Genomic DNA, 24,264 nt, shown 5'->3' on the forward strand with positions numbered 1-24,264 from the left:
GCCGGGCTGTTCCATCGGCTCGGCGAGCTGGTGCGGCTGGTCGCCCTGGCCCGCTGGAACCCGAAATGGGTAGTGGGGCTGGTCGATCCGGAGACGGTCCCGGTTTGGAGCGGGCGGGGCGGCGGCCGGCGGCGGCTGGAAGAGCGACCCGGCATCCTCTATCACCAGAGCGGTGTCGGGCGGCTCCCGCTGCACCTCATGCGGTGGGGGCGCCACGCCGTGTATATGGATCTCGGTATCTGCGGCAGCCCGTCCTGGTGAACGAGGCCGCCGTCAGGTCAATGAAGCGTCTGGACGTCGACGGCGGACAGAACCGCACGGCGCCCGCCCTCCGCCCAGCCGTACAGGGCGTGGGTGTAGACCAGCGGCTTTCCCATACCGGTGACGCTGATCCGGTTGAACAGAGCTTCCCCGGCCCCGATGCTTTCCGCGTACTGCGCGCCCACGGAATGGGCGAACTCGGCATGCGGATCGACAGCCTCGCTCCGGCCGAGCATGGACCGTCCCCAACCACGTCCGAGGACGCGGAGCGTTGGGTCCCCGATGTAGAGGAAGCGTAGCTCTTCGCTGCCCACATCGGAGGCCAGAAACGTGCAGCGGTCGAGGAGGCGGTTGTCCTTCAGGAACGCGAACACGCTGGGCGTCAGCAGCCGTTGGCGACGGCACTCCTCAGCAATGGCCTTTTGCCAGTCGGTCGCATCGGCCAAGGTCAGGCGGGTGATGGACGTCACGACGGCGGACCGGGGTGCGGTGCTGGGAAAGCTCACGATGGACATGTCAGGCGGCCTCTAAGAGGAAAGCCGCCACAGCGGCCCGATAGCCGGCCCGGAACCGCTCCGGATCAACTCCGGCCTGTTCCGCGGCGGCGACCATGCAATCCGTCGGCTCCGCCGGCAGCTTGACGCGTCCGGCCTCGGCGAAGAGGGCGGCTGTCTCATTGAAGGTGGCGGCCGTGTCGGTGATGGTCTCGTTCGCGGCCATGGCCCGCAAGCCGGCCTCCAGGCTGCGCGCGGCAGTGAGGTGCAACTTGTCCTGCCCGATCTCCAGGCCGATTTCGGGATTCGTCAGGAGGCTGACGACGGCGATAGCATCGGCCGGGGTGACGGGGACGGTAGCTGCGATGGTCTGCGCAATTTCCCGGCGGATACCATAGGCGTCGCGGTCTCCCGCGGCGTTGAGGTCGGCGAGGGACGCGGCAAGCCGGGCGGAGAGGGCCGGCAGCGCGGCACTTTCTCCGGGCACAGCTCGGCCGTGGGTGATATGGTCAGAACCGATCAGCATGGGCTTGGAAGGCTCCTTCATGTTGGTCTGGGCCTTAGCTGTTGCTGCAGCTTGGGCAGTGGGCGCCCGGTCGTTGCTGCGACCGGGCGTTTTCTTTTGCCCGCGCCGGGCAGGAATGATCCTTGCGCAAATTTCTACCCATAACGTATAGTCTTGCCGATTTGGCGTCAACACACTTTGGGTAGAAATATGCATAATGTAACTTTATCACCTGAGCAGTGCAGGGCCGCGCGAGGCTTGCGTGGGTTGACCATTGAGCAGCTGGCGGAAGCTACCAAGCTGACGCGAAAGACGCTTTCGGATTTCGAGAATGGAAAGACCACGCCCCAGCCCCGCACCATCCGGGACATCGTGGTAGCGCTTGAGCAGTTCGGCGTGGAATTCATTGCCGCTGGCGAGCTTTCGCCCGGCGGCGGGGTTGGTGTGCGCCTTCGCTTGTCGACGAAGGAGTAGTCGCTCCGCAATTTTGACGCGCGCATCCCCTTGCGCTTCCTTCGCGGGAGGGGCACATTCTGTCGCATCACTCGCTCCAGAGGTGAGTGCTCGGGCCGGTGTGCGGGTGCTATGGTTGGCGCCAGACCCCGCACACCGGCTTCGTTTTTTGCCGACTAATTACGCGGCGAGCGGCTGAATGAGCAGCCAGCAACCATCATTCGCCGAGAGCAGGCCTTCCGCGATGGCCTCTTTGTGGTCGGGCAGATGATGGCCGGCGGCGGCGAAGGCCATGCGGGTGTTCTCCCACGCCGCCTCCGCTTCCGGGCCGCTGGTGGCCGGGAACGGGTCATGGATGATCGCATTGCCGGCGCCGTAGAGGTCGGCGCCGATCTTCAGCGCTCCGCGGGTGTCGAGAAGGATGGCATGTAGCGCCGCGTCGGCCAGCTTCGGAACGGCATACCTGCGGCCATGCTCATGGGTCTGGGCGTCGCTCAGGATGGCCTTGACCTGCAGGAACGCCTCGTCGCGGTCCGTCTCGGTGTGACCGAAGCGGCTCACCATCGCGGACTCATAACGGCTGAGGTCGATCTCGGTGACGTTCGTGTGACCCATTCTTTCAATCCTCATGATTTGCGCGTGATTGCGCGGGACATCGCTGCGATTTTCCCGACCAGCTTAGAAATTGCTGAGAGGTCATCAGCAGCGAATTCTTTCTGGCGTAGACGGGCTTTCATCCCGTCTTTACCGTTGATTTGATTGTAGACGGTCCTTGGAGAGCTTCCCCGAAGTGCGCCTATGGATTCCGGCGACAGGCCGGCACCTATCAGGGCGGCTACGTGCGCTTGGGCATCCGGTAAGCCGAAGGCTGCCCGGAGGCTCGCCGCGACCGATTCGGCGTCATCACCAAACCGGGCAACCACCAGGATCACCGTGCGCTCGAGCGCGCCAGGAGCAATCGCCATTAGCAATGGGTCGCCTTTGTGCCGCCGCAGGAAGATGGTCTGTGGTTGCCGGTTCGCCACGACCGCGGCCACCACCGTGCGCAGCTCCGGGCCGGCTTCCCGCATGACTGCCGTGACGTGCCCGGCCTCGTCCAGGCACACCCCATCTCCTACGACAACCGCCTCGTTGAAGCTGGCGTTGCCGTGGATCAGGACGCCGTCATCACGGCAAAGGGCGACGGCGAGATCGAGTGCATCAAGAGCCGAACTGAGCCCGACCAGGGCTCGACGTAGCTTAGCGATCTCGAACAGATCCTCGCCGCCGTCAGCCGTGGGCAGGTATTGCTCTACAGACAGGGATGGAAGACCGACGCGAACCTGGACGCATGTGCCATCGGGCAGGCAGAGATTGGAGACCGCCATGTGGCCGTGCTGGTAGGCTCCGACCCACTGCAAGCGCTCTTTGACTCTGCGCTCAATCGTCTTCCGAGCGAGGTACGAAACGGGATCCCGATTGATCTCCGCGCTAACCATCGCTCCAGAATTCAGCACGTTCCAGAATAGCGATGCGTAGGTTTCTTTCAGGTAATCAGAGCATGGAAAAGCCATTACTTGGGCATGATTCACCCATGAAACGGCGTCATCCGGTGAGTAGATCAATACAGCCCCGTCGAATTCTTCGGCGGTACTAATCATCGCCATAGCGGAAGGCGGAAGGCTGGGTGGAGGCGCGTCTCGCATTGCGGAGTGGTCTTTTGGCCGTCTGGTGCGACCGACGGTAGGCCTCATAAGCCGAAGGTGCATGGTCAAAATTACACATATTGGAGAGGGTCAATGCGATTATTTAGAGAAAAACCCTCAGTCCAATATATACCTGAGCATGCACCTGAGCGGCTCAGACCAACTTGGCGCCGTTCAGTGGAGGCTGATGTGTTCTATATTGGTTCCATCATGTGGGCGTCCTGCCCACATGATGGAACTTCCAACCTTAGTCACCGCCGCTTCCCGTCCATCCAAACCCGAATCGCCACCGTGCGGACCTGTGTGCCAGCAAAGGTCCCAGCTGGAAGGTCGCTCCACTCCGCCTTGAGCGCTTCCATCCGGTCGCGGAACGTCCTTGCCCTTGCCGAAGTATGGAACTTCACCCCAGCCGACATGATTGCGACCAAACAGCCGTCAGGCTTGAGGAAGTTCAGGGCTTGCACAACATGGTCCACATCGATTCCGTGATCGAAAGGCGGGTTCATGACGATCCGGTCATAGAGCGGTTCGGCGCCTAGCGTCAGGAAGTCGGCGGCAATCACCCGCCGGTAACGGCCAGCCGCTTCGAGTTGGGCGGAAAGGGCGGCGTTCACCTCGACGCAATCCACGGTGGCCCCGCGGTCGGCGGCGCGGCTGGCGAGCGCTCCGGTGCCGGCTTGTGGCTCCAGCACGAGGTGGCCGGGTCGAATCATGGCGTCGCCGATCACCTCATCGGCCAGCCAATCAGGAGTTACGAACAGGTGCGGAACGGCGACCACGTGAATACCAGCCTTCAATACGTCGCGCAGGTCGTCCGCCTCGGTGCGGGGCGGCGGTAGCTGGACCGCGCGAGACTTCACCACTGCGAGAGCAGCGAAGGCGATATCTGTTCCGCTGGACTTCGTTGGCGGTGCCGGCGGGCGCTTGGTCGGCATGTCGGTGATGTAGACCTGCACAGCCTTCCACCCTCCGGCCGGCATCTGCCGAACCCGGTGGGTGCCCGCCGTATCGGTCGCCTTGAGCGTGTGCACATAGGTGAAGTCAGACCACTGGTTCCGAGCACTCCAATCCGCCTTGGTCATCTCACGGAAGCCCTCACCTGGGTAATTGCAGAGCGGTGGGAGCTTGTTCGTTTCCTTCACCTTGTCCGAGTCGGCCTTGGTTGGGGCCGCATAGTCCTTGATCTTCTCGATGCCGTGCTTCCACTGGCTGGTCCAGGTGACGCCCCGCGGCGGGGTGGTGGTGACGCTGGACGCCGTTTCGCCAGTCTTGTTCACCCGCAGGATCACCAGCCATTCGCCTGCGATCAGCGCTCGGCCGCCGGGCTCCAGATCCCAGCGGGACGCCATGGCGTTTTCGGTTGCCTCGTCCAGGCCCAGCGCTGCGGCGAGCATGGCGCGCTCATAGGCCAGACGGTGATTGCAGTGGGCAATCCAGCGTTCGGCGCGGGCGATTGCGGCCGGGTAGGCGCGCTGCGCAACCTCCACCACTGCCTCGACGGTCCACCGTGGCGGGTCGTCGCGCAGGACATCGTAAGCCGTGGTCCCGTAGGGCTTGCCCGCCTCGCGCTCCACCGTCAGCCAGCATCGGCCGGCGATGGCGCGTGCTTGGTCAAGCGTCAGTTCGGCTGCACTCCAGAGCTTCAGCCAGCCGGCGGCCTCTTCCTTCTCCCGCTCGGCCCGACGCTGATCCGCCTCAATGGTCTTGATCCGGCGATGCCGCACGGCCGGCATTTCCTTGTATTTGGCAGCCCGAATCGCCCCGTCCGCGCGTCGCGTCCAGTAATCGGCGGTGTCCCACAGCTTAACCGCCCGGCGCATGCCGCCCTCGATCCGCTCGGCGTCCTTCCGTGCCCGGCGCTCGCTGTGGTGACCGACCAGGATCGGCTGGCCGAGCGGGATGTGCTCCATGATCGAGTCCACCGCGGCCTTGGCCTGCCGCGCCTCGCTGGCCCGGCGGTCGCTATAGCCCTCGAACCGGTCGGCCCGCTGCTCCGCCCGCTCGGTAAGGGTGGTGTCTTCGTCGCCGATGTCGCCGCACAGCTCCAGCAACAGATCCTCGCGCGCTGGGGTCCAGGCCGGCGCCACGATGCATCCCTGCTTCGGGGCGGAAACGAATCCCGCAGCACGCAGCCGGTCGTAGGTTTCGCGGTCCAACCGAAATGCCGTGTAGAGCCGGAGCTTATTGTCCTCGGGGGAGTAGGTGGCAGTGTGCGGCGTCACCACGTCCTCATCCGCCAGTAAGCCTTGATCGCACATTCATGTTGCCTTTCTGGTAGAACTACTGAAAAAGTGTAGCTATCAGAAAGCGACGCGGCGACATTAAAAATGAAGAATGACATAAAATCGGAACTTACGCCGCTGCTGTGTCGCCTTGGGCGCACGGCTGCCGAGCTGACGCAGGACCAGTTGGCTGCCGAGATCCGCGTGTCAACCAAGACAATCGCGCAGTTCGAGGCCGGCAACACGAACCCTCAGCGCCGGACGCGGGAGGACATTGCGGCAGCGTTGGCGCAGCGCGTGGTGTTCATTCCAGAAGGGCCAGACGGCGGGCCGGGTGTTCGCCTGCGCAAAGCGGGTCAACAGGTGCCCGCGTCGACCGCACCCCGGAGCCTGCCCGACATCATCGGCACGCTGCCGGAGCCAAGGCCCGACGAGCTGTCGGACGGTGCCGATCAGTCAGCGCGAGGCCGAGTGACCTACCTATTGGGCGGTATGCTTCCAAAGGTGCGCGAGATGGTTGACCTTCTGCGTGACCGTCACCCGACCCAGGCCGAGGAAGTCGCCGCCATCTTCGGTATTTCCTCAGACCCCGTGCCTTGAGTGACTTGACCAACCGAGGCATGTCTATGATGCCAACAACGTTGGCCCGCTGCTTAAGTGTCTGGGGCTTCGTGTGGGTGATGCTGAGGCGCTGAGAGATGATCGGCCGGGAACCCGAGGCGCTAGACGCGCAAAAATTGCTTCGCCATAAATGACACTGTCGCGCTGGGCACCTCTGCGCGCAAATCCACAAACTCAGGCTGTGACATGAAATCGATGAGGGGGCTGTGGGCCTCGCTGATCCTCACTTGCTCTTCAGCGTTGCCTTTGGCGAGCGAGGCTCTATCCGCCCAAGCCTTGATTGTTGGAACTACAAATGTCGGACAGTCTACGGTGTGCGGTGTTCCTATAAAAGTCGAGGCTGTCGAACATAAAGACCTAATGGCTCTGAAGTCGTCTTACTTTGTACGGGTCACGCCGCTTGACGGGAAGATCGGTGATGAGATTGACCTCAATGATGCCGATGTGAACATCATCAACACAGCAATTACGAATGCGCCGAAATTCGGCAAGGTTGACTACAAAACGGATTCCGGGGTCATGACGGTTGAACGCGCTGGCTTGTGGGTCGTGGCGCGATCTGGGCAAGCAAGCGAAACGCTCGTCCAGATATTCTACAAAGGACGGATCTCGAAGAATTGCGATGCCGGATCGCTGCAAGAGCTTCGACGCCTCCTGTTAGACGCCCTGTCTGCGGTCATATCGATGAGGAAGTAACGGGCGTCGGGGGGCATCATCCGGCGGATCGCTCCGGGTGAAGCTGGACAACGTTGCCAGCGGGCGGATTGACGATGCTGTTTACCCTGGCGGCCCAGCGCTCCAGGGCGTCACGCTTTTCGTCCAGGTAGGCGAATCGGTCGTAGACACCCCGCACCCCGCCGATGACGTGTCCAATGACTCGCTCGGCGATGTCGGAGCCGACCTTCAGTTCAGACATGCCGGTGCGCAGCGTTCGCCGAAGGTCATGCAGGGTCCAGCCGTCGATGTCGGGAAGTTCGGCCTTGATCCGCTGTGCTGCCACCTGGGCGTCGAGCCGCGCCTTGCACTTGCTGTATCCGCTGAAGTGGCTGTCCTTGTTGGTGGCGAATACGAAGTCGTCGGACAGCTTCGATACGCCGTTGATGATGTCCTTCACCGCCTGGGTGAGCGGCACGACGTGGACGATCCCCGTCTTGTAACGGCCGGCTGGGATCGTCCAGAGGCCAGCTTCCAAGTCGAGTTCGGCCCAGCGCATCGCGCCAACCTCTTCGCGGCGCTGTCCGGTCAGAAGCAGCACCTTCACGATGGCAGGGAAAGGGCCGGATAGCGCCTCGCACCCTGCCCACACAGCGGCCAGATCCTCCGCGGATAGAACACGGTCGCGTTTCTCACGCCGGAGAACCCCGCTTCGCTTCCGCCCGCGGCTCGGACTGACCAGCAGGTTCGCCTCAAGGTCGCCGCGGTCCACGGCCCAGTTGACGATCCTGACCACGATCTCGCGGACCTTGTGCGCCTTCTGGACGTGGCCGGCGGCGATCATCGGATCGAGGAGGGAGGTCAGGTCACGGCGGCGTAGGTCGGCAGCTGGTCGATCCTTCCAGGCCGGTTGCACCTCCCGTTTGATGATGCGTTCCAGCTCGGAGCCACGCCGCAGGCTGGGGCACTCTTGCTCTATATATATAGATGCCATCGCGCCGAAGCTGTCCGGGAGGAACCCGGTCGCTGTCTTGTGATCCTGGGCGGCGGCGGCGGCGGCTTTCGCAGAAGCCTTTTCCGCAGCAGGGTCTTCCCCCCGCTCGACCATCTGTAGGGCTTTCCCGGCTGCCTCGCGGGCTTGCCCTAACTGCATAGTAGGGAAGTGGCCCAGGGTGTGCCGCCTCTGTTTCCCACCGTGCCGGTAGATGATGAACCATGTCTTCCGGCGTTCCCCGACGCGGAGGCCGAAGGCAGGCATGCTTGCATCGAATAGGTCGGTCTGAATGCCCGGCACAGGTGTCTTGGCGTTCTCAACGGTCTTGGTGGTGAGCTTGACCTTAGGCATGGGCCGGGCGTCCTGGGCGGGTTGGTTGGGCGACTAGGTAACAGATTAGGTAACGGGAGGTGTGTCAACTTGGGTGAGGTTGTGTTACCTAGGATTACATCGCTCGCCAAAAAAATCAAGGATTACAACGTCATCAGGTGCTGTTGGGTTCGCTCGGGTTATCTTGGTGCCCTTCGTTTACACCGAGAGGGTCGGGGGTTCGAAACCCTCATCGCCCACCATCGCGCCCGATCCTTCCAGTCAGCGCTTTTCAAATTCGTGATTGACAGGCCATGCATCGGGCGGCTAGAAACCGCCCATCGGCGACGGGGCTTGGCCCCGGAAACTGCGCTGCGATCCTATGACACGGACGCTTGTTTGTGCGCGTTTCACTTCGCCGCGTTGCGCGGGTGTAGCTCAGTTGGTTAGAGCGCCGGCCTGTCACGCCGGAGGCCGCGGGTTCAAGTCCCGTCACTCGCGCCATCCTCTTCCTCCCCATTCTCCTTTTCGCTATGAAAACGAAGCCTTCGCGGCTTTACCGGCAGGCCCGTGATCCCTATATCCGATAAGCTCGACCCGCATATCCGATAAGCCGGATAGAGAACAGGGTCATTTAAAAAGTTTGGTAATACCAAGGACATCCGCTCATTTCCGCAGAGTGGATTCATTGGCTGAAAGCGATTCAAAGCGCTTTCCTTGATCACGCTCTCGTCATATATTCCGCCCCGTCTGATGGGCTAATCCAAGGCATTCCAGCCACGACACCGCGCGTCGGCCGATTACGGGCCGTACCGGCGATCGTGGCGTGGGCTTATGGGAGGACCGCGGTGACCAACCCGCTGATCATTGAGTACCTTCCGATCCTGGTGTTCCTGTTGATCGGTATCGCGCTGGCCGTGGTGATGGTTGGCGCGTCTTACGTCATCAGCCCGAAGAATCCGGATTCGGAGAAGCTCTCCCCCTACGAGTGCGGCTTCGAGCCGTTCGAGGACGCCCGCACGAAGTTCGATGTGCGGTTTTACCTGGTCTCCATCCTGTTCATCATCTTCGACCTCGAGGTCGCCTTCCTGTTCCCGTGGGCCGTGGCGCTCGGGGACATCGGCCTCTTCGGCTTCTGGTCGATGATCGTGTTCCTCGGGATTCTGACCATCGGCTTCATCTATGAGTGGAAGAAAGGAGCTCTGGAATGGGAGTAGAGGCTGCCAAGCTGGCGCCGATTCCGCCCGGACCGGAACAGGACGCCTATCTCCGCGCGGTCACCGAGGAAATCCAGGAAAAGGGTTTCATCACGGCGAAGTACGAGGATGTGCTCGCCTGGGCCCGCACCGGATCGCTGTGGCCGATGACCTTCGGCCTGGCCTGCTGTGCGGTGGAGATGATCCACGCCTACATGAGCCGGTACGACCTCGACCGTTTCGGCGTCATTCCGCGCCCCAGCCCGCGCCAGTCCGACTGCATGATCGTGGCCGGCACGCTGACCAACAAGATGGCCCCCGCGCTGCGCAAGGTCTATGACCAGATGCCGGAACCGCGCTGGGTGATCTCGATGGGCTCCTGCGCCAACGGCGGCGGCTACTATCACTATTCCTACTCGGTGGTGCGCGGCTGCGACCGGATCGTTCCGGTCGATATTTACGTGCCGGGCTGTCCTCCGACCGCGGAAGCGCTGGTTTACGGCATTCTGCAACTCCAGAAGAAGATCCGGCGCGGCAACCGCATCGCTCGCTGAATAAGAAAAAGGCAGGTCCTGGCCATGTCCGAACAGGCGTTGAAGGAACTTGGGGACCATATCGCCGCGACGCTCGGCGATGATGTCCTGAAGGTCGAGCTGAAGCTTGGCGAGCTGATGGTGACCGTCCGCCGGCCCTCGCTCATCAAGTCGCTCACCTTCCTGCGTGACGATCCGACCTGCTCGTTCGAGCAGCTGCTGGACGTCACCGCTGTGGATTGGCCGGAGCGGGAGGAACGCTTCGAAGTCGTCTACATCCTTTTGAGCTACAAGCACAATCGGCGCCTCCGCGTGAAGGTCACGACCGACGAGGACACGCCCGTGGCCTCCGCCGTGCCGGTGTACAGCGCGGCCGGCTGGTTCGAGCGTGAAACCTGGGACATGTACGGGGTCTTCTTCTCCGACCATCCGGACCTGCGCCGCATCCTGACCGACTATGGTTTCGAAGGTCATCCGTTGCGCAAAGACTTCCCGATGACGGGCTACGTCGAGTGCCGCTACGACGAGGACCAGAAACGAGTCGTCTACGAGCCCGTCCGCCTGACGCAGGATTTCCGCAGCTTCGACTTCCTGTCGCCCTGGGAAGGCATGACGAACGTGATGCTGCCCGGCGACGAGAAGGCCCAGGCCCCTGATACCGGGAGCAAGCCGTGACCATCGCCACGTCCGCACACCCCTCCGCCGGGCAATCCGGTGGCAAGACCCAGATCAAGCCCTACACCATGAACTTCGGGCCGCAGCACCCTGCGGCCCACGGCGTGTTGCGTCTGGTGATGGAGCTGAACGGCGAAGTCGTCGAGCGCTGCGACCCGCACATCGGCCTGCTGCACCGCGGCACCGAGAAGCTGATCGAGTACAAGACCTATCTGCAGGCCGTTCCGTACTTCGACCGCCTGGACTACGTCAGCCCGATGTGCATGGAGCACGCCTATGTGCTCGGCATCGAGAACCTGCTCCAGATCAAGGCACCGCTGCGCGCCCAGTACATCCGCGTTCTCTTCTCCGAGATCACGCGCATCCTGAACCACATCCTGTCGATCACCACCGGCGCGCTCGACGTCGGCGCGATCACGCCCGCGCTGTGGGGCTTCGAGGAACGCGAGATCCTCATGGAGTTCTACGAGCGTGCTTCGGGCGCGCGCCTGCATGCGAACTACTTCCGTCCGGGGGGCGTGGCCTGGGATCTGCCCGCGGGCCTGACCGACGACATCTGGGAGTTCACGGAGCGCTTCCCGAAGTTTGTTGACGATATCGACAATCTGCTGACGAACAATCGCATTTTCAAGCAGCGGACCGTCGACATCGGCATCGTTTCCAAGGAAGAGGCGTTCGATTGGGGCTTCACCGGCCCGATGCTGCGCGGTTCCGGCGTCGCCTGGGATCTGCGCAAGTCGCAGCCCTACGAAGTCTACGACCGCATGGATTTCGACGTTCCGGTCGGCCTGACGGGCGACTGCTGGGCGCGCTACCTCGTCCGCATGGAGGAGATGCGCCAGTCGAACCGCATGATCCGCCAATGCCTGAAGGAACTTCCCGACGGCCCGGTGCGCGTGGAGGACCGCAAGGTCGCGCCGCCGCCGCGCGGCGAGATGAAGCGGTCGATGGAAGCGCTGATCCATCACTTCAAGCTCTTCACCGAGGGCTTCCACGTCCCGGCGGGCGAAACCTACACCGCGATCGAGGCGCCGAAGGGCGAGTTCGGCGTGTATCTGGTGTCGGACGGCACGAACAAGCCGTACCGCTGCAAGATCCGCGCGCCGGGCTTCGCCCACCTGCAGGGCCTCGACTTCATGTCGAAGGGCCACATGCTGGCCGACGCGGTGGCCAACATCGCGTCCATGGACATCGTGTTCGGAGAAATTGACCGATGAGCGCCCCGGCTCACGACCCGGCCAAGGAGCCGGCCTCCTTCGCCTTCACTCCGGAAAATCTGGAACGGGCGAAGGCCATCATCGCGAAGTACCCGGCGGGCAAGCAGGCCAGCGCCTGCATGCCGCTGCTCGATCTGGCCCAGCGCCAGAGCGACGGCTGGCTGCCGCGCGTTGCCATGGACGCCGTCGCCGACCTGCTCGGCATGCCGCGCATCCGCGTGTACGAGGTCGCGACCTTCTACACGATGTACAACAAGACCCCGGTCGGTAAGCACGTCATCCAGGTCTGCACGACCACGCCGTGCTGGCTGCGCGGGTCCGACGACATCGTCCACACCTGCGAGCGCAAGCTGGGCATCGGCGTCGGCGAGACGACCGCGGACGGCCAGTTCACGCTGCGCGAGGTCGAGTGCTCGGGCGCCTGCGTCAACGCGCCGGTGGTCCAGATCGGCGACGACTACTATGAAGACGTCAGCCCGGAACACATGGAAAAGATCATCGACGCCCTGAAGGGCGGCGAGATCCCCAAGCATGGCTCGCAGATCGGCCGGCAGTCCTCCGAACCGGTGGGCGGCCCGACGACTCTGAAGGCCTTCACCACCACGGCCGATTGAGGGGGATGCGATGCTTCGCGACGAGGACCGCATTTTCACCAACCTGTACGGCTACCAGAGCTTCGGCCTGGACGCCGCCCGGAAGCGTGGTGACTGGGACAACACCAAGGCCCTGATCGCCCAGGGCAAGGAATGGATCATCGAGCAGGTCAAGGAATCCGGCCTGCGCGGGCGCGGCGGCGCCGGCTTCTCCACCGGCATGAAGTGGTCCTTCATGCCGAAGAACGTGACGGACAAGCCGGTCTACCTCGTCATCAACGCCGACGAGGGCGAGCCGGGCACCTGCAAGGACCGCGACATCCTGCGCCACGATCCGCACAAGCTGATCGAGGGCTGCCTGATCGCCGGTTTCGCCATCGGCGCCTCGGCCTGCTACATCTACATCCGCGGCGAATTCTACAACGAGGGCTCCAACGTCCAGCGCGCCATCGACGAGGCGTACGAGGCGGGGCTGATCGGCAAGAACGCCTGCGGCACCGGCTACGACTACGACATCTACATCCACCGCGGCGCCGGCGCGTACATCTGCGGCGAGGAAACCGCGCTCATCGAGTCCATCGAGGGCAAGAAGGGCCAGCCGCGCAACAAGCCGCCGTTCCCCGCCCAGGCCGGTCTCTATTCCTGCCCGACCACGGTGAACAACGTCGAATCCATCGCGGTGGTTCCGACCATCCTGCGCCGTGGCGCGGCGTGGTTCGCCGGTCTCGGCCGGCCGAAGAACACCGGCACCAAGCTCTTCTGCATCTCCGGGCACGTCAACAAGCCGTGCAACGTGGAAGAGGAGATGGGCATCCCGCTGAAGGAGCTGATCGAGAAGCACGCCGGCGGCGTGCGCGGCGGGTGGGACAACCTGCTGGCGATCATCCCCGGCGGCTCGTCGGTGCCGCTGCTGCCGAAGTCGATCTGCGACACGGTGCTGATGGACTTCGACAGCCTGCGCGACGTGCGGTCGGGTCTGGGCACCGCGGCGGTGATCGTGATGGACAAGTCCACCGACGTGGTGAAGGCCATCGCCCGCCTGTCCCAGTTCTATGCCCATGAAAGCTGCGGCCAGTGCACGCCGTGCCGCGAGGGCACCGGCTGGATGAACCGCATCATGCAGCGCATGGTGACCGGCAACGCGCGCGTCGAGGAAATCGACATGCTGCTGGAGGTCACCAAGCAGATCGAGGGGCACACCATCTGCGCGCTCGGCGATGCCGCGGCCTGGCCGATCCAGGGCCTGTTCCGGCATTTCCGGCCGGAGGTCGAGCGCCGCATCCTCGACTACCGCAACGCCGCCAAGTCCTTGGCGGCCGAGTAAGGAGCCCGGTTTCCAATGCCGAAACTCACCATCGACGGGATCGAGATCGAAGTCGAGCCGGGCACCTCGATCCTGCAGGCCTGCGAACAGCTGGGCATCGAGATCCCGCGCTTCTGCTACCATGAGCGGCTGAGCGTGCCGGCGAACTGCCGCATGTGCCTCGTGGAGATGGAGCGTGCGCCGAAGCCGGTGGCCGCCTGCGCCATGCCCTGCGGCGACGGGATGGTCGTCAAGACCAACACCGACCTCGTGCACAAGGCCCGCAAGGGCGTCATGGAATTCCTGCTGATCAACCACCCGCTGGACTGTCCGATCTGTGACCAGGGCGGCGAGTGCGATCTCCAGGACCAGGCGATGGCCTACGGCTTCGACCGTGGCCGCTACGGCGAGAACAAGCGCGCCGTCCAGGACAAGTACATGGGGCCGCTGATCCGGACCGAGATGACGCGCTGCATCCACTGCACGCGCTGCATCCGCTTCGTGAACGAGATCGCCGGCGTTCCCGACCTCGGCGCGGTGAACCGCGGCGAGCACATGGAGATCACCACCTTCGTCGAGAAGGCCATCGGGTCGGAGCTGTCGGGCAACCTCGCCGACGTCTGTCCGGTGGGCGCTCTGCTCTCCAAGCCCTACGCCTTCACGGCCCGTCCGTGGGAGCTGCGCAAGACCGAGACGGTCGACGTGCTGGACGCGGTCGGCTCGAACATCCGCGTCGACACCCGCGGCCCCGAGGTGATGCGCGTCCTGCCGCGCGTCAACGAGGACGTCAACGAGGAGTGGATCGCCGACAAGACCCGCTTCGCCTATGACGGGCTGAAGCGGCAGCGTCTCGACCGCCCCTACGTCCGCAAGGACGGCAAGCTCCAGCCGGCGACCTGGGCCGAGGCCTTCCAGGCCATTGCCGCCAAGGTCAAGGGTGTCCCGGGCAACCGCATCGCCGCCATCGCGGGCGATCTGGCCGACACCGAGTCCATGCTGGCGCTCAAGGAGCTGATGGCCGGCCTCGGCTCGGCCAACATCGACTGCCGCCAGGACGGCGCCCTGTTCGACACGTCGTCCCGCGCGGGCTACCTGTTCAACAGCGGCATCGCCGGGATCGAGCGGGCGGACGTCATCCTGCTGGTCGGCACCAACCCGCGCTGGGAAGCCACCATCGTCAACGCCCGCATCCGCAAGCGTTACCTGATGGGCGGCCTGAAGGTTGCGGTGATCGGCGAGGCCCGCGAGCTGACCTACCCGTACAGCCATCTCGGCACGGGAGCCGGCGCCCTGCAGCAACTCCTCGACGGCACGCACGCCTTTGCGGACGTGCTGCGCGGCGCCAAGAACCCGATGGTCATTCTCGGCGCCGGTGCCTTCCGCCGCAAGGACGGTGCCGCCGTCCAGGCTGCGGTGCGCAAGCTGGCCGAGACCTTCAACGTGGTTCAGGACGGCTGGAACGGCTTCAACGTGCTGCACACGGCGGCATCCCGCGTCGGCGGCCTCGACATCGGCTTCCTGCCGGGCGAGGGCGGTCGCGGCACCGCCGGCATCGTCGAGGGGGCAGGCAAGGGCGAGATCGACGTGGTGTACCTGCTGGGCGCCGACGAGATCGACACCGCCGCGCTCGGCAACGCCTTTGTGGTCTACCAGGGCCACCACGGCGACAAGGGCGCGCACCGCGCCGACGTCATCCTGCCGGGTGCCGCCTACACCGAGAAGAACGCCCTCTACGTCAACACCGAGGGCCGCCCGCAGCAGGCGCGTCTCGCCACCTTCCCGCCCGGCGAGGCGCGGGAGGACTGGAAGATCCTGCGCGCCCTGTCGGAACAGCTCGGCCACAAGCTGCCCTACGACAGCCTGACGCAGATCCGTCGCCGTCTGGCCGAGGTCAACCCGGTCTTCGCGGCGGTCGGCATGCTCACGCCGGCTCCCTGGGGGCCGTTCGGGGCGGAGGGGCTGGTTGACAACTCTCCGTTCTTCTCGCCGGTCGCGAACTACTACATGACCGACCCGATCAGCCGCGCCTCGGTGACCATGGCTCGTTGCGCCGAGACGTTCGTGAAGCCCGCCGAGAGCGCTCAGGAGAGGACCGGTACCCATGGCTGAGTTCTGGAGCGGCTTCCTGCTGCCGCTGATCATCATCGTCCTCAAGATCCTGGCGATCGTCGTGCCGCTCCTGGTGGCCGTGGCCTTCATGACCTACGCCGAGCGTAAGATCATGGGCGCCATGCAGCTCCGCCAGGGTCCGAACATCGTCGGCCCGTTCGGGCTTCTGCAGCCTTTCGCGGACGGGCTGAAGCTGTTCGCGAAGGAGCAGATCCTGCCGGTCGGCGCGAACCGCTTCGTGTTCTATCTGGCGCCGATGCTGACCTTCTTCCTGGCGCTGGTCGCCTGGGCGGTCATTCCCTTCGACTACGGCATGGTGCTGGCCGACATCAACGTCGGCATCCTGTACCTGTTCGCGATCTCGTCGCTGGGCGTGTACGGCATCGTGATGGCCGGCTGGGCGTCGAACTCCCGCTACGCCTTCCTCGGCGCGCTGCGCTCGGCGGCGCAGATGGTGTCCTACGAGGTCTCGATGGGCCTCGTCATCATCTCGGTGCTGCTCTGCGTCGGGTCGCTGAACCTGACGAAGATCGTCGAGGCGCAGGAGACGATCTGGTTCGCCATCCCGCTGCTGCCGATGTTCGTCATCTTCTTCATCTCGGCGCTTGCGGAAACCAACCGGTCTCCCTTCGACCTGCCGGAAGGCGAGTCGGAGCTGGTGGCCGGCTTCATGGTGGAATACAGCTCGGCCCCCTTCGCGCTCTTCTTCCTCGGCGAATACGCCAACATGATCCTGATGAGCGCGATGACCAGCATCCTGTTCCTGGGAGGCTGGCTGCCGCCGCTGCCGTTCGCGCCCTTCACCTGGATCCCCGGCCCGATCTGGTTCGCCCTGAAGATCGCCTTCTGCCTGTTCGTCTACGTGTGGGTTCGCGCGACCATGCCGCGCTACCGCTACGACCAGCTGATGCGTCTGGGGTGGAAGGTGTTCCTGCCCTTCTCGCTGCTGTGGGTCGTGCTGACGGCCGGCGTGCTGGTGACGTTCGGCTGGCTGCCGAAGTAACCGGCGCCTGAACGGACCACCGGATCGAGTTTCAAAGAGAAAGCGCGGGCGTCACCCGGAATGGGGCGCCCGCTAGGAAGGAGACGAAGAGGCCATGGCGTTCCTCGATCGTGCGGCGCGCAGCCTGTTCCTGACCGAACTGTTGGGCGGCCTCGGGCTCACCCTGCGCTACATGTTCAAGCCCAAGGTGACCCTGAACTACCCGTTCGAAAAGGGCCCCATCAGCCCCCGCTTCCGCGGCGAGCACGTCCTGCGCCGGTACCCCGGCGGCGAGGAACGCTGCATCGCCTGCAAGCTGTGCGAGGCGGTGTGTCCGGCCCTGGCCATCACCATCGAGGCCGAACCGCGTGAGGACGGCAGCCGCCGCACCACGCGCTACGACATCGACATGACGAAGTGTATCTACTGCGGCTATTGCCAGGAGGCTTGCCCGGTGGACGCCATCGTGATGGGTCCGAACTTCGAGTTCTCCACAGAGAACCGTGAAGAGCTTTTCTACAACAAGCAGAAGCTGCTGGCGAACGGCGACCGCTGGGAAGCGGAGATCGCCCAGAACCTCGCGGCCGAGGCGCCGTACCGGTAAGTCGTTGCAGTGCGGTAAGCGGAAACGGGGATAACGATGATTGTTCAAGGCATCGCCTTCTACGTCTTTGCCGCGCTGCTGGTGGCCTCCGGTGTGATGGTCATCTCGGCGCGGAATCCGGTTCATTCGGTCCTTTATCTGGTCCTGGCCTTTTTCCAGGCCGCCGGCCTGTGCGTGCTGCTCGGGGCCGAGTTCATCGCGATGATCCTGGTGATCGTCTATGTGGGCGCGGTCGCGGTGCTGTTCCTGTTCGTGGTGATGATGCTCGACATCAACTTCCGCGAGCTGCGGGCGGGCGCCTTGCAGTATCTGCCGATCGGCGGACTGATCGGCCTCATTCTGCTGGCGGAACTCGCCGCCGTTCTCGGCGGCTGGATCATCGCCCCGGCGGCTGAGAAGGCCGCCTCGGCGCCGGTCGCGGCGATGAGCGGGGCGACCAACACCGAGCAGCTCGGCCAGCTGATCTACACCCACTACGTCTATCTGTTCCAGGCGTCGGGCCTCGTGCTGCTGATCGCCATGATCGGCGCCATCGTCCTGACCCTGCGTCAGCGCGAGGGTGTCCGGAAGCAGAACATCGGCTCCCAGCTCGCCCGTCGGCGCGAGGACGTGGTCGCCATCCGCAAGGTGCCGACCGGGGAGGGCGTGTGATCATGGAAATCGGTCTCGGGCATTATCTGACGGTCTCGGCCATCATCTTCACGCTCGGTGTCCTCGGCATCTTCCTCAACCGGAAGAACGTCATCATCATCCTGATGTCGATCGAGATGATGCTGCTCGCCGTGAACCTGAATCTGGTGTCGTTCTCGGTCTTCCTGAACGATCTGGTCGGGCAGGTCTTCTCCATGATCATCCTGACCGTCGCCGCCGCCGAGGCGGCCATCGGTCTCGCCATCCTGGTGGTGTACTTCCGCAACCGCGGCTCCATCCGGGTCGAAGACATCAATCTGATGAGGGGCTAAGGCAGCGCCATGGAAGTCCTTGTCGTATTCCTCCCGCTCCTGGCATTCCTCGTCGCGGGTTCCATCGCTCTGTTCGGCGGACCGAAGGCGGAACCGGCGCATGCCGGTGGCCACGGTCACCACGACCATCATGGCCACGACCACGGTCATGGCCACGACGCCCACGCGCACGACGAGCACCACGATGACGGCCACGACGACCATCATGTCGTCGCCGGGCCGCCCACGGTGGGCGACCGTGCCGCGCAGTTCGTCACCACCGGTGCCGTTCTGCTCTCGGCGGTCCTGTCCTGGGTGCTGTTCTTCGACGTCGCCGTCGGCGGCCATCCCCGCACGATCGAGCTGATGAGCTGGATGCGCAGCGGCGGCCTGGACGTGTCCTGGGCGCTGCGCGTCGACCAGCTCACCGCGGTCATGCTGGTGGTGGTCAACACCGTCTCGTCGATGGTGCATCTGTATTCCATCGGCTACATGGCCGAGGACCCGCAGAAGCCGCGCTTCATGGGCTATCTGTCGCTGTTCACCTTCGCCATGCTGATGCTGGTGACGGCCGACAACCTCGTGCAGCTCTTCTTCGGCTGGGAAGGCGTCGGTCTCGCCTCCTACCTGCTCATCAACTTCTGGTACGAGAAGCCCTCGGCCAACAACGCGGCGATCAAGGCGTTCCTGGTCAACCGCGTCGGCGACTTCGGCTTCGTGCTCGGCATCTTCGCGATCTTCGTGCTGACGGGCTCCGTCCAGTTCGACGCGATCTTCGCCAAGGCGCCGGAACTGGTCGGCCAGAAGCTGCATTTCCTGAGCTGGAATGTCGATGCGCTGACCGTCACCTGCCTGCTGCTCTTCATCGGCGCCATGGGCAAGTCGGCCCAGCTCGGCCTGCACACCTGGCTGCCGGACGCCATGGAAGGCCCGACCCCCGTGTCGGCGCTCATCCACGCGGCGACCATGGTGACCGCCGGCGTGTTCATGGTCTGCCGTCTGTCCCCGGTCTTCGAGTACGCGCCGACGGCGCTGGAGATCGTGGCCGTGGTCGGCGCCCTGACGGCCTTCGTCGCGGCCACCATCGGTTTCACCCAGTTCGACATCAAGCGCGTCATCGCCTATTCGACCATGAGCCAGCTCGGCTACATGTTCTTCGCCGCGGGCGTGTCCGCCTACGGCGCGGCGATGTTCCACCTGTTCACGCACGCCTTCTTCAAGGCCCTGCTGTTCCTCGGCGCCGGTTCGGTGATCCATGCCCTGCACCATGAGCAGGACATGCGCAACATGGGCGGCGTCTGGCGGAAGATCCCCTTCACCTACGCGGTGATGTGGATCGGCAACCTCGCGCTGGCCGGTCTGCCCTTCTTCGCCGGCTACTACTCCAAGGACATGATCCTGGAGGCGGCCTTTGCCTCGGCCAGTCCGGTCGGCAAGTTCGCCTTCGCGCTCGGCATCGCCGCGGCCCTGCTGACCGCCTTCTACTCCTGGCGCCTGCTGTTCATGACCTTCCACGGCAAGCCGCGGATGGAGAAGTCGGTCTTCGACCACGCCCATGAATCGCCGATCGTCATGCTGATCCCGCTGGCCGTCCTGGCGGTGGGCGCGCTGTTCGCCGGCTTCGGCTTCCACGAGCTGTTCATCGGCCACAGCATGGAGCATTTCTGGGGCAAGACCATCCTGGTGCTGGCGGACAACAACAGCATTGAGGCGGCCCACCACCACACCCCGGGCTGGGTCAAGCTGGCTCCGCTGGTCGTCGGCCTGATCGGCATCGCGCTCGCCTACATCATGTACATGGCGATCCCGGGCCTGCCGGAGAAGGTCGCCACCACGTTCCGTGGCGTGCACCAGTTCCTGTACAACAAGTGGTACTTCGACGAGCTGTACGACCGTCTGTTCGTGCGCACGGCCAAGTATCTGGGCTACGGCCTGTGGAAATCCGGCGACGGCGCCGTGATCGACGGTGTCGGTCCGGACGGTATCGCCGCCGTCACCCGCGATGTCGCGGCGCGCGCCAGCCGCCTCCAGTCCGGCTACGTCTATCACTACGCCTTCGCGATGGTGATCGGTGTGGTGCTGCTGGTCGCCTGGCTCTCGGTGTTCGGTTGAGCGGTTTGAAGGGGAACAAGAACAATGGCTAGCTGGCCGCTCCTGTCGTTCACGACCTTCCTGCCGCTGGCCGGTGTGGCGCTGATCCTGCTCTTCTGCAGGGGCAACACGCCGGATGTGGTTCGGAACGTCCGTTACGTCGCGCTCTGGACGACGGTCATCACCTTCGTCCTGTCGCTGTTCATCTGGTTCAACTTCGACCCGCGCAACCCGGGCTACCAGCTCGTGGAGAAGGCGGAGTGGATTCCCGAATTCGGGATCTCCTACCACATGGGGGTGGACGGCATTTCGATGCTGTTCGTCATCCTCTCCACCTTCCTGATGCCGCTCTGCATCCTCTCTTCCTGGGAGGCGGTGCAGACCCGGGTGAAGGAATACATGATCGCCTTCCTCGTGCTGGAAACCCTCATGGTGGGGATGTTCTGCGCGCTGGATTTCGTCCTCTTCTACATGTTCTTCGAGGGCGTGCTGATCCCGATGTTCCTGATCATCGGTGTCTGGGGCGGCGCCCGGCGCGTCTACGCGGCGTTCAAGTTCTTCCTCTACACGCTGCTCGGTTCGGTCCTGATGCTGCTGGCCATCCTGGCCATGTACTTCGCGGCCGGCACGACGGACATCCCGACGATCACGGCGACCCATTTCCCGCGCAACATGCAGCTCTGGCTGTGGCTGGCCTTCTTCGCGTCCTTCGCGGTGAAGGTGCCGATGTGGCCGGTGCACACCTGGCTTCCCGACGCCCACGTCGAGGCGCCGACCGCCGGTTCGGTCATTCTGGCCGGCGTGCTGCTGAAGATGGGCGGCTACGGCTTCCTGCGCTTCAACATCCCGATGCTGCCGGAGGCGACCGAGTATTTCGCTCCGATGGTCTACGCACTGTCGATCGTCGCGGTGATCTACACCTCCCTCGTCGCCCTGGCGCAGGAGGACATGAAGAAGCTGATCGCCTACTCGTCCGTCGCCCACATGGGCTTCGTCACCATCGGCATGTTCGCGCTCAACCAGCAGGGCATCGAGGGTTCGATCTTCACGATGCTGTCGCACGGCATCGTCTCGGGCGCGCTCTTCCTCTGCGTCGGCGTCGTCTATGACCGGCTGCACACCCGCGAGATCGCCCGCTACGGCGGTCTGGTGAAGAACATGCCGAAGTACGCGGTTGTGTTCCTGTTCATGACCATGGCCTCGGTCGGCCTGCCGGGCACCTCCGGCTTCGTCGGCGAGTTCCTGGTCCTGCTCGGCGCCTTCCGCGACAACACCTGGGTCGCCTTCCTGGCCGCCACCGGCCTGATCCTGGGCCCGGCTTACGCGCTGTGGCTGTTCCGCCGCGTCGTGTACGGCAAGCTGGTCAAGGCGGACGTCCGCGCGATGTTCGACCTGAACACCCGCGAGGTTGCCATCTTCCTGCCGCTGATCGTCGTGGTGCTGTGGATGGGCGTCTATCCGAACAGCTTCCTGAACGTCACCTCGGCGTCGGTCGGGCAGCTGATCCAGACCTACCAGACCAAGCTGGCCGCCGCTCAGGGCGGGGCCGACGTCTCCGTCGCCGCGCGCTAGAGGTTCCGACATGACCGCTGTGTTTCCCGACATCTGGCCGGCCCTGCCGGAAATCTTCCTCGCCTGCGCCGGCATGGCCCTGCTGCTGATCGGCGTGTTCCGCGGCGACGGCTTCACGCGCCCCATCGGCTACATGACGATGGTGGCGCTGCTGCTGGCCGCCATCCTGACCATGGGCTACGGCACCGGCCGGGTCGTCACCTTCAATGGCCTCTTCGTGATGGACGCGTTCGGCGTCTTCATGAAGGTGCTGATCCTCGTCGCCGCCTCGCTGTCGGTCCTCCTCGCGCTCGGTTTCAACGAGCGCGAGAAAATGGCTCGGTTCGAGTTCCCGGTGCTGATGCTCTTCGCCACGCTCGGCATGTTGATGATGGTGTCGGCCAACGACCTCATCTCGCTCTATGTCGGGCTGGAGACGCAGAGCCTCGCGCTCTACGTCATCGCCGCCTTCCGCCGCGACAGCGCCAAGTCGTCGGAAGCGGGCCTGAAGTACTTCGTGCTCGGCTCGCTCTCCTCGGGCATGCTGCTGTACGGCGCCTCGATGGTCTACGGCTTCGCCGGCACGACCTCCTTCGACAAGATCGCCGCCCTGTTCGCCGGCGGCGCGCATCCGTCGGTGGGCGTCATCATCGGCCTGGTCTTCGTGGCCGCCGGCCTGGCCTTCAAGATTTCCGCCGTTCCGTTCCACATGTGGACGCCGGACGTCTACGAGGGCGCGCCGACCCCGGTCACGGCCTTCTTCGCCGCCGCCCCGAAGGTCGCCGCCATCGCGCTGTTCACCCGCCTGCTGATCGAACCGTTCGGTCATCTGGCCCACCAGTGGCAGCAGATCATCATCGTCAGCTCGATCCTCTCGATGTCGCTCGGCGCTTTTGCCGCGATCACTCAGAGCAACATCAAGCGGCTGATGGCCTACAGCTCCATCGGCCACGTTGGCTACGCCCTGGTCGGACTCGCCTCCGGCACCCAGGAAGGCGTGCGCGGCGTGCTGATCTACATGGCGGTCTACATCGTCATGAACATCGGCACCTTCGCGGTCATCCTGTGCATGAAGCAGCAGGGCCGCATGGTCGAGGAGATCAAGGACCTCGCCGGCCTGTCGCGCACCAACCCGCTGCTGGCGGGCGCGATGGCGGTGTTCATGTTCTCCATGGCGGGCATCCCGCCGATGGCCGGCTTCTTCAGCAAGCTCTACGTCTTCCTCGCCGCCATCGAGGCGCAGCTCTACACGCTGGCGGTGATCGGCGTGCTGACCAGCGTCGTGGGCGCCTACTACTACCTGCGCATCATCAAGATCATGTATTTCGATGAGCCGGTGGAGGCGTTCGACAAGATCGGCGACGACGGGATGACTGGCATCCTGATCGCCACCGGCCTGTTCACGCTGCTGTTCTTCGTGGTTCCGGCCCCGATCCTGAACTACGCGGCGGCGGCGGCGGCCTCGCTGTTCGCCGGATGACGGCAGGCAACGAAGCGGAGGCGGCGCGTTTGCGCCTGCCTCCGGGCTTCCGGGTGATGGCCTTCGACTCCGTCGGCAGCACGAACGACGAGGCGAAGGCCTTCGCGCGTTCGGGGGCTGCCGAAGGGACCATCGTCTGGGCGAAGCGGCAGGAGTCGGGCCGCGGCCGCCGCGGACGGGCCTGGACCTCGCCGGAGGGCAATCTCTACAGTTCGACCATTCTGCGCCCCTCGCGCCCGCCGGCCGAGGCGGCGCAGATTTCGTTCGTGGCGGCGCTCGCCATCGCCGACAGCGCCGCCGCCGTCCTTCCCGATCCCGACGGCGTGCGCTGCAAGTGGCCGAACGACGTGCTGGTGCATGGCCGCAAACTGTCCGGCATCCTGCTCGAGTCGGAGGCCGCGGCCGGGGGAGGGATCTCTTGGCTGGTGCTCGGCGTCGGCATCAACCTGCGGCATTTTCCCGAGGGCACGGACTACGCGGCCACGTCGCTGGCGGCGGAGGGCGCCCCGGCGCTCCAGCCCGCGGCGCTGCTGGAAATCTACGCGGAGCAGTTGGCGCGCTGGTACGGCGTCTGGGCGGAGCATGGCTTCGGCCCCGTACGCGACGCTTGGCTGAAGCGGGCGCGGGGTCTGGGCGAGCCCATCGTCGTCCGTCTGCCGGACCGCACGCTGACCGGTACGTTCGCCGATCTGGACAGCGACGGCGTTCTGTTGCTTGATCGGGATGACGGGGCGGGGCGCCAGCGCATCGCCGCCGGAGACGTGTTTTTCCCACCCGCGGTGGAGACCTGA

24 protein-coding genes, 1 tRNA gene and 1 pseudogene are annotated in these 24,264 nt (G+C 64.4%); 20 read left to right on the forward strand and 6 right to left on the reverse strand.

The window, feature by feature from the left end:
- Positions 1-261: pseudogene (locus H0B54_RS22635) on the forward strand (hypothetical protein); the annotation flags it as partial.
- 17 nt (positions 262-278) lie between these two features.
- Here the strand turns inward: H0B54_RS22635 and H0B54_RS22640 are convergent.
- Together H0B54_RS22640 and H0B54_RS22645 are read right to left on the reverse strand one after the other, a co-directional pair.
- Positions 279-776: a hypothetical protein gene (locus tag H0B54_RS22640; protein WP_188262196.1), complete on the reverse strand. Its 498-nt coding sequence runs from the start codon at positions 774-776 to the stop codon at positions 279-281.
- A gap of 1 nt (position 777) precedes the next feature.
- A complete protein-coding gene (locus H0B54_RS22645) occupies positions 778-1,281 on the reverse strand; it encodes a hypothetical protein (RefSeq protein ID WP_188262197.1) in 504 nt (167 codons plus the stop codon).
- Positions 1,282-1,470: 189 nt separating this feature from the next.
- On the opposite strand from H0B54_RS22645, the gene H0B54_RS22650 reads away from it, so the two are divergent.
- Positions 1,471-1,734, forward strand: coding sequence for a helix-turn-helix domain-containing protein (locus H0B54_RS22650; protein ID WP_188262198.1), 264 nt, complete (start codon positions 1,471-1,473; stop codon positions 1,732-1,734).
- A gap of 159 nt (positions 1,735-1,893) precedes the next feature.
- Here the strand turns inward: H0B54_RS22650 and H0B54_RS22655 are convergent, their stop codons facing one another.
- The 3 genes from H0B54_RS22655 to H0B54_RS22665 all read right to left on the reverse strand — a co-directional run bounded on the left by H0B54_RS22655 (position 1,894) and on the right by H0B54_RS22665 (position 5,656).
- The gene (locus tag H0B54_RS22655) at positions 1,894-2,328 is read right to left on the reverse strand and encodes a hypothetical protein (protein WP_188262199.1); all 435 of its coding nucleotides are present in this window, start codon (positions 2,326-2,328) and stop codon (positions 1,894-1,896) included.
- An 11-nt stretch (positions 2,329-2,339) separates the two neighbouring features.
- Positions 2,340-3,353 (reverse strand): helix-turn-helix transcriptional regulator, encoded by a 1,014-nt coding sequence (locus H0B54_RS22660; protein ID WP_188262200.1) that lies wholly within the window; start codon positions 3,351-3,353, stop codon positions 2,340-2,342.
- Positions 3,354-3,649: 296 nt separating this feature from the next.
- On the reverse strand, positions 3,650-5,656 hold the full coding sequence (locus H0B54_RS22665) for a DUF3560 domain-containing protein (RefSeq protein ID WP_211109503.1): 2,007 nt from the start codon (positions 5,654-5,656) through the stop codon (positions 3,650-3,652).
- A gap of 69 nt (positions 5,657-5,725) precedes the next feature.
- On the opposite strand from H0B54_RS22665, the gene H0B54_RS22670 reads away from it, so the two are divergent.
- Positions 5,726-6,220: a helix-turn-helix transcriptional regulator gene (locus tag H0B54_RS22670; RefSeq protein WP_188262201.1), complete on the forward strand. Its 495-nt coding sequence runs from the start codon at positions 5,726-5,728 to the stop codon at positions 6,218-6,220.
- Positions 6,221-6,427: 207 nt separating this feature from the next.
- Positions 6,428-6,937, forward strand: coding sequence for a hypothetical protein (locus H0B54_RS22675; protein WP_188262202.1), 510 nt, complete (start codon positions 6,428-6,430; stop codon positions 6,935-6,937).
- Between the two features lie 16 nt (positions 6,938-6,953).
- On the opposite strand, the gene H0B54_RS22680 is transcribed toward H0B54_RS22675, so the two are convergent.
- Positions 6,954-8,240: a tyrosine-type recombinase/integrase gene (locus tag H0B54_RS22680; RefSeq protein ID WP_188262203.1), complete on the reverse strand. Its 1,287-nt coding sequence runs from the start codon at positions 8,238-8,240 to the stop codon at positions 6,954-6,956.
- 385 nt (positions 8,241-8,625) lie between these two features.
- Between H0B54_RS22680 and H0B54_RS22685 the strand changes: the two genes are divergently transcribed.
- From H0B54_RS22685 to H0B54_RS22760, 16 genes are all read left to right on the forward strand, one after another.
- Positions 8,626-8,702: transfer RNA gene (locus H0B54_RS22685), tRNA-Asp, on the forward strand.
- A 344-nt stretch (positions 8,703-9,046) separates the two neighbouring features.
- Positions 9,047-9,415, forward strand: a complete 369-nt coding sequence (locus H0B54_RS22690; RefSeq protein WP_014240120.1) for an NADH-quinone oxidoreductase subunit A — start codon at positions 9,047-9,049, stop codon at positions 9,413-9,415.
- On the forward strand, positions 9,406-9,948 hold the full coding sequence (locus H0B54_RS22695; protein ID WP_014240121.1) for a NuoB/complex I 20 kDa subunit family protein: 543 nt from the start codon (positions 9,406-9,408) through the stop codon (positions 9,946-9,948). Before H0B54_RS22690 ends, H0B54_RS22695 begins: the two co-directional genes overlap by 10 nt.
- Positions 9,949-9,972: 24 nt before the next feature.
- Positions 9,973-10,602, forward strand: coding sequence for an NADH-quinone oxidoreductase subunit C (locus H0B54_RS22700; RefSeq protein ID WP_094306024.1), 630 nt, complete (start codon positions 9,973-9,975; stop codon positions 10,600-10,602).
- Between the two features lie 68 nt (positions 10,603-10,670).
- Positions 10,671-11,819, forward strand: coding sequence for an NADH-quinone oxidoreductase subunit D (locus H0B54_RS22705; RefSeq protein WP_211109505.1), 1,149 nt, complete (start codon positions 10,671-10,673; stop codon positions 11,817-11,819).
- Positions 11,816-12,433, forward strand: coding sequence for an NADH-quinone oxidoreductase subunit NuoE (gene nuoE / locus H0B54_RS22710; protein ID WP_094306023.1), 618 nt, complete (start codon positions 11,816-11,818; stop codon positions 12,431-12,433). The genes H0B54_RS22705 and nuoE overlap by 4 nt, the downstream gene beginning before the upstream one ends.
- Before the next feature lie 10 nt (positions 12,434-12,443).
- A complete protein-coding gene (gene nuoF / locus H0B54_RS22715) occupies positions 12,444-13,736 on the forward strand; it encodes an NADH-quinone oxidoreductase subunit NuoF (RefSeq protein WP_014240125.1) in 1,293 nt (430 codons plus the stop codon).
- Between the two features lie 15 nt (positions 13,737-13,751).
- The gene (gene nuoG / locus H0B54_RS22720) at positions 13,752-15,824 is read left to right on the forward strand and encodes an NADH-quinone oxidoreductase subunit NuoG (protein ID WP_188262204.1); all 2,073 of its coding nucleotides are present in this window, start codon (positions 13,752-13,754) and stop codon (positions 15,822-15,824) included.
- Positions 15,817-16,827: an NADH-quinone oxidoreductase subunit NuoH gene (nuoH, locus tag H0B54_RS22725; protein WP_014240127.1), complete on the forward strand. Its 1,011-nt coding sequence runs from the start codon at positions 15,817-15,819 to the stop codon at positions 16,825-16,827. The genes nuoG and nuoH overlap by 8 nt, the downstream gene beginning before the upstream one ends.
- A gap of 94 nt (positions 16,828-16,921) precedes the next feature.
- Positions 16,922-17,410, forward strand: coding sequence for an NADH-quinone oxidoreductase subunit NuoI (nuoI, locus tag H0B54_RS22730; protein WP_014240128.1), 489 nt, complete (start codon positions 16,922-16,924; stop codon positions 17,408-17,410).
- A 36-nt stretch (positions 17,411-17,446) separates the two neighbouring features.
- Positions 17,447-18,061 (forward strand): NADH-quinone oxidoreductase subunit J, encoded by a 615-nt coding sequence (locus H0B54_RS22735; protein ID WP_094306020.1) that lies wholly within the window; start codon positions 17,447-17,449, stop codon positions 18,059-18,061.
- Between the two features lie 2 nt (positions 18,062-18,063).
- Entirely contained in the window at positions 18,064-18,372 is a 309-nt protein-coding gene (gene nuoK, locus H0B54_RS22740; protein WP_014240130.1) for an NADH-quinone oxidoreductase subunit NuoK, read from the forward strand.
- 9 nt (positions 18,373-18,381) lie between these two features.
- On the forward strand, positions 18,382-20,463 hold the full coding sequence (gene nuoL, locus H0B54_RS22745) for an NADH-quinone oxidoreductase subunit L (RefSeq protein WP_188262205.1): 2,082 nt from the start codon (positions 18,382-18,384) through the stop codon (positions 20,461-20,463).
- A gap of 24 nt (positions 20,464-20,487) precedes the next feature.
- On the forward strand, positions 20,488-22,014 hold the full coding sequence (locus H0B54_RS22750; RefSeq protein WP_174437589.1) for an NADH-quinone oxidoreductase subunit M: 1,527 nt from the start codon (positions 20,488-20,490) through the stop codon (positions 22,012-22,014).
- A gap of 10 nt (positions 22,015-22,024) precedes the next feature.
- Positions 22,025-23,473, forward strand: coding sequence for an NADH-quinone oxidoreductase subunit NuoN (nuoN, locus tag H0B54_RS22755; RefSeq protein WP_094306017.1), 1,449 nt, complete (start codon positions 22,025-22,027; stop codon positions 23,471-23,473).
- The gene (locus tag H0B54_RS22760; protein ID WP_188262206.1) at positions 23,470-24,264 is read left to right on the forward strand and encodes a biotin--[acetyl-CoA-carboxylase] ligase; all 795 of its coding nucleotides are present in this window, start codon (positions 23,470-23,472) and stop codon (positions 24,262-24,264) included. The genes nuoN and H0B54_RS22760 overlap by 4 nt, the downstream gene beginning before the upstream one ends.

Origin of the sequence: Azospirillum tabaci (genome assembly GCF_014596085.1) — a bacterium.
Lineage (GTDB): Bacteria > Pseudomonadota > Alphaproteobacteria > Azospirillales > Azospirillaceae > Azospirillum > Azospirillum tabaci.

Excerpts from the sequence above, each read along its gene's own strand:
- H0B54_RS22735 (WP_094306020.1), top strand. The coding sequence starts at position 17,447 with ATGATTGTTCAAGGCATCGCCTTCTACGTCTTTGCCGCGCTGCTGGTG.
- nuoK (WP_014240130.1), top strand. The coding sequence starts at position 18,064 with ATGGAAATCGGTCTCGGGCATTATCTGACGGTCTCGGCCATCATCTTC.
- H0B54_RS22675 (WP_188262202.1), top strand. The coding sequence starts at position 6,428 with ATGAAATCGATGAGGGGGCTGTGGGCCTCGCTGATCCTCACTTGCTCT.
- nuoI (WP_014240128.1), top strand. The coding sequence starts at position 16,922 with ATGGCGTTCCTCGATCGTGCGGCGCGCAGCCTGTTCCTGACCGAACTG.
- H0B54_RS22695 (WP_014240121.1), top strand. The coding sequence starts at position 9,406 with ATGGGAGTAGAGGCTGCCAAGCTGGCGCCGATTCCGCCCGGACCGGAA.
- H0B54_RS22650 (WP_188262198.1), top strand. The coding sequence starts at position 1,471 with ATGCATAATGTAACTTTATCACCTGAGCAGTGCAGGGCCGCGCGAGGC.
- H0B54_RS22750 (WP_174437589.1), top strand. The coding sequence starts at position 20,488 with ATGGCTAGCTGGCCGCTCCTGTCGTTCACGACCTTCCTGCCGCTGGCC.
- H0B54_RS22700 (WP_094306024.1), top strand. The coding sequence starts at position 9,973 with ATGTCCGAACAGGCGTTGAAGGAACTTGGGGACCATATCGCCGCGACG.
- H0B54_RS22655 (WP_188262199.1), bottom strand. The coding sequence starts at position 2,328 with ATGGGTCACACGAACGTCACCGAGATCGACCTCAGCCGTTATGAGTCC.
- nuoG (WP_188262204.1), top strand. The coding sequence starts at position 13,752 with ATGCCGAAACTCACCATCGACGGGATCGAGATCGAAGTCGAGCCGGGC.
- nuoN (WP_094306017.1), top strand. The coding sequence starts at position 22,025 with ATGACCGCTGTGTTTCCCGACATCTGGCCGGCCCTGCCGGAAATCTTC.
- H0B54_RS22705 (WP_211109505.1), top strand. The coding sequence starts at position 10,671 with ATGAACTTCGGGCCGCAGCACCCTGCGGCCCACGGCGTGTTGCGTCTG.
- H0B54_RS22670 (WP_188262201.1), top strand. The coding sequence starts at position 5,726 with ATGAAGAATGACATAAAATCGGAACTTACGCCGCTGCTGTGTCGCCTT.
- nuoF (WP_014240125.1), top strand. The coding sequence starts at position 12,444 with ATGCTTCGCGACGAGGACCGCATTTTCACCAACCTGTACGGCTACCAG.
- nuoL (WP_188262205.1), top strand. The coding sequence starts at position 18,382 with ATGGAAGTCCTTGTCGTATTCCTCCCGCTCCTGGCATTCCTCGTCGCG.
- H0B54_RS22760 (WP_188262206.1), top strand. The coding sequence starts at position 23,470 with ATGACGGCAGGCAACGAAGCGGAGGCGGCGCGTTTGCGCCTGCCTCCG.
- H0B54_RS22665 (WP_211109503.1), bottom strand. The coding sequence starts at position 5,656 with ATGTGCGATCAAGGCTTACTGGCGGATGAGGACGTGGTGACGCCGCAC.
- nuoH (WP_014240127.1), top strand. The coding sequence starts at position 15,817 with ATGGCTGAGTTCTGGAGCGGCTTCCTGCTGCCGCTGATCATCATCGTC.
- H0B54_RS22645 (WP_188262197.1), bottom strand. The coding sequence starts at position 1,281 with ATGCTGATCGGTTCTGACCATATCACCCACGGCCGAGCTGTGCCCGGA.
- H0B54_RS22680 (WP_188262203.1), bottom strand. The coding sequence starts at position 8,240 with ATGCCTAAGGTCAAGCTCACCACCAAGACCGTTGAGAACGCCAAGACA.
- nuoE (WP_094306023.1), top strand. The coding sequence starts at position 11,816 with ATGAGCGCCCCGGCTCACGACCCGGCCAAGGAGCCGGCCTCCTTCGCC.
- H0B54_RS22640 (WP_188262196.1), bottom strand. The coding sequence starts at position 776 with ATGTCCATCGTGAGCTTTCCCAGCACCGCACCCCGGTCCGCCGTCGTG.
- H0B54_RS22660 (WP_188262200.1), bottom strand. The coding sequence starts at position 3,353 with ATGATTAGTACCGCCGAAGAATTCGACGGGGCTGTATTGATCTACTCA.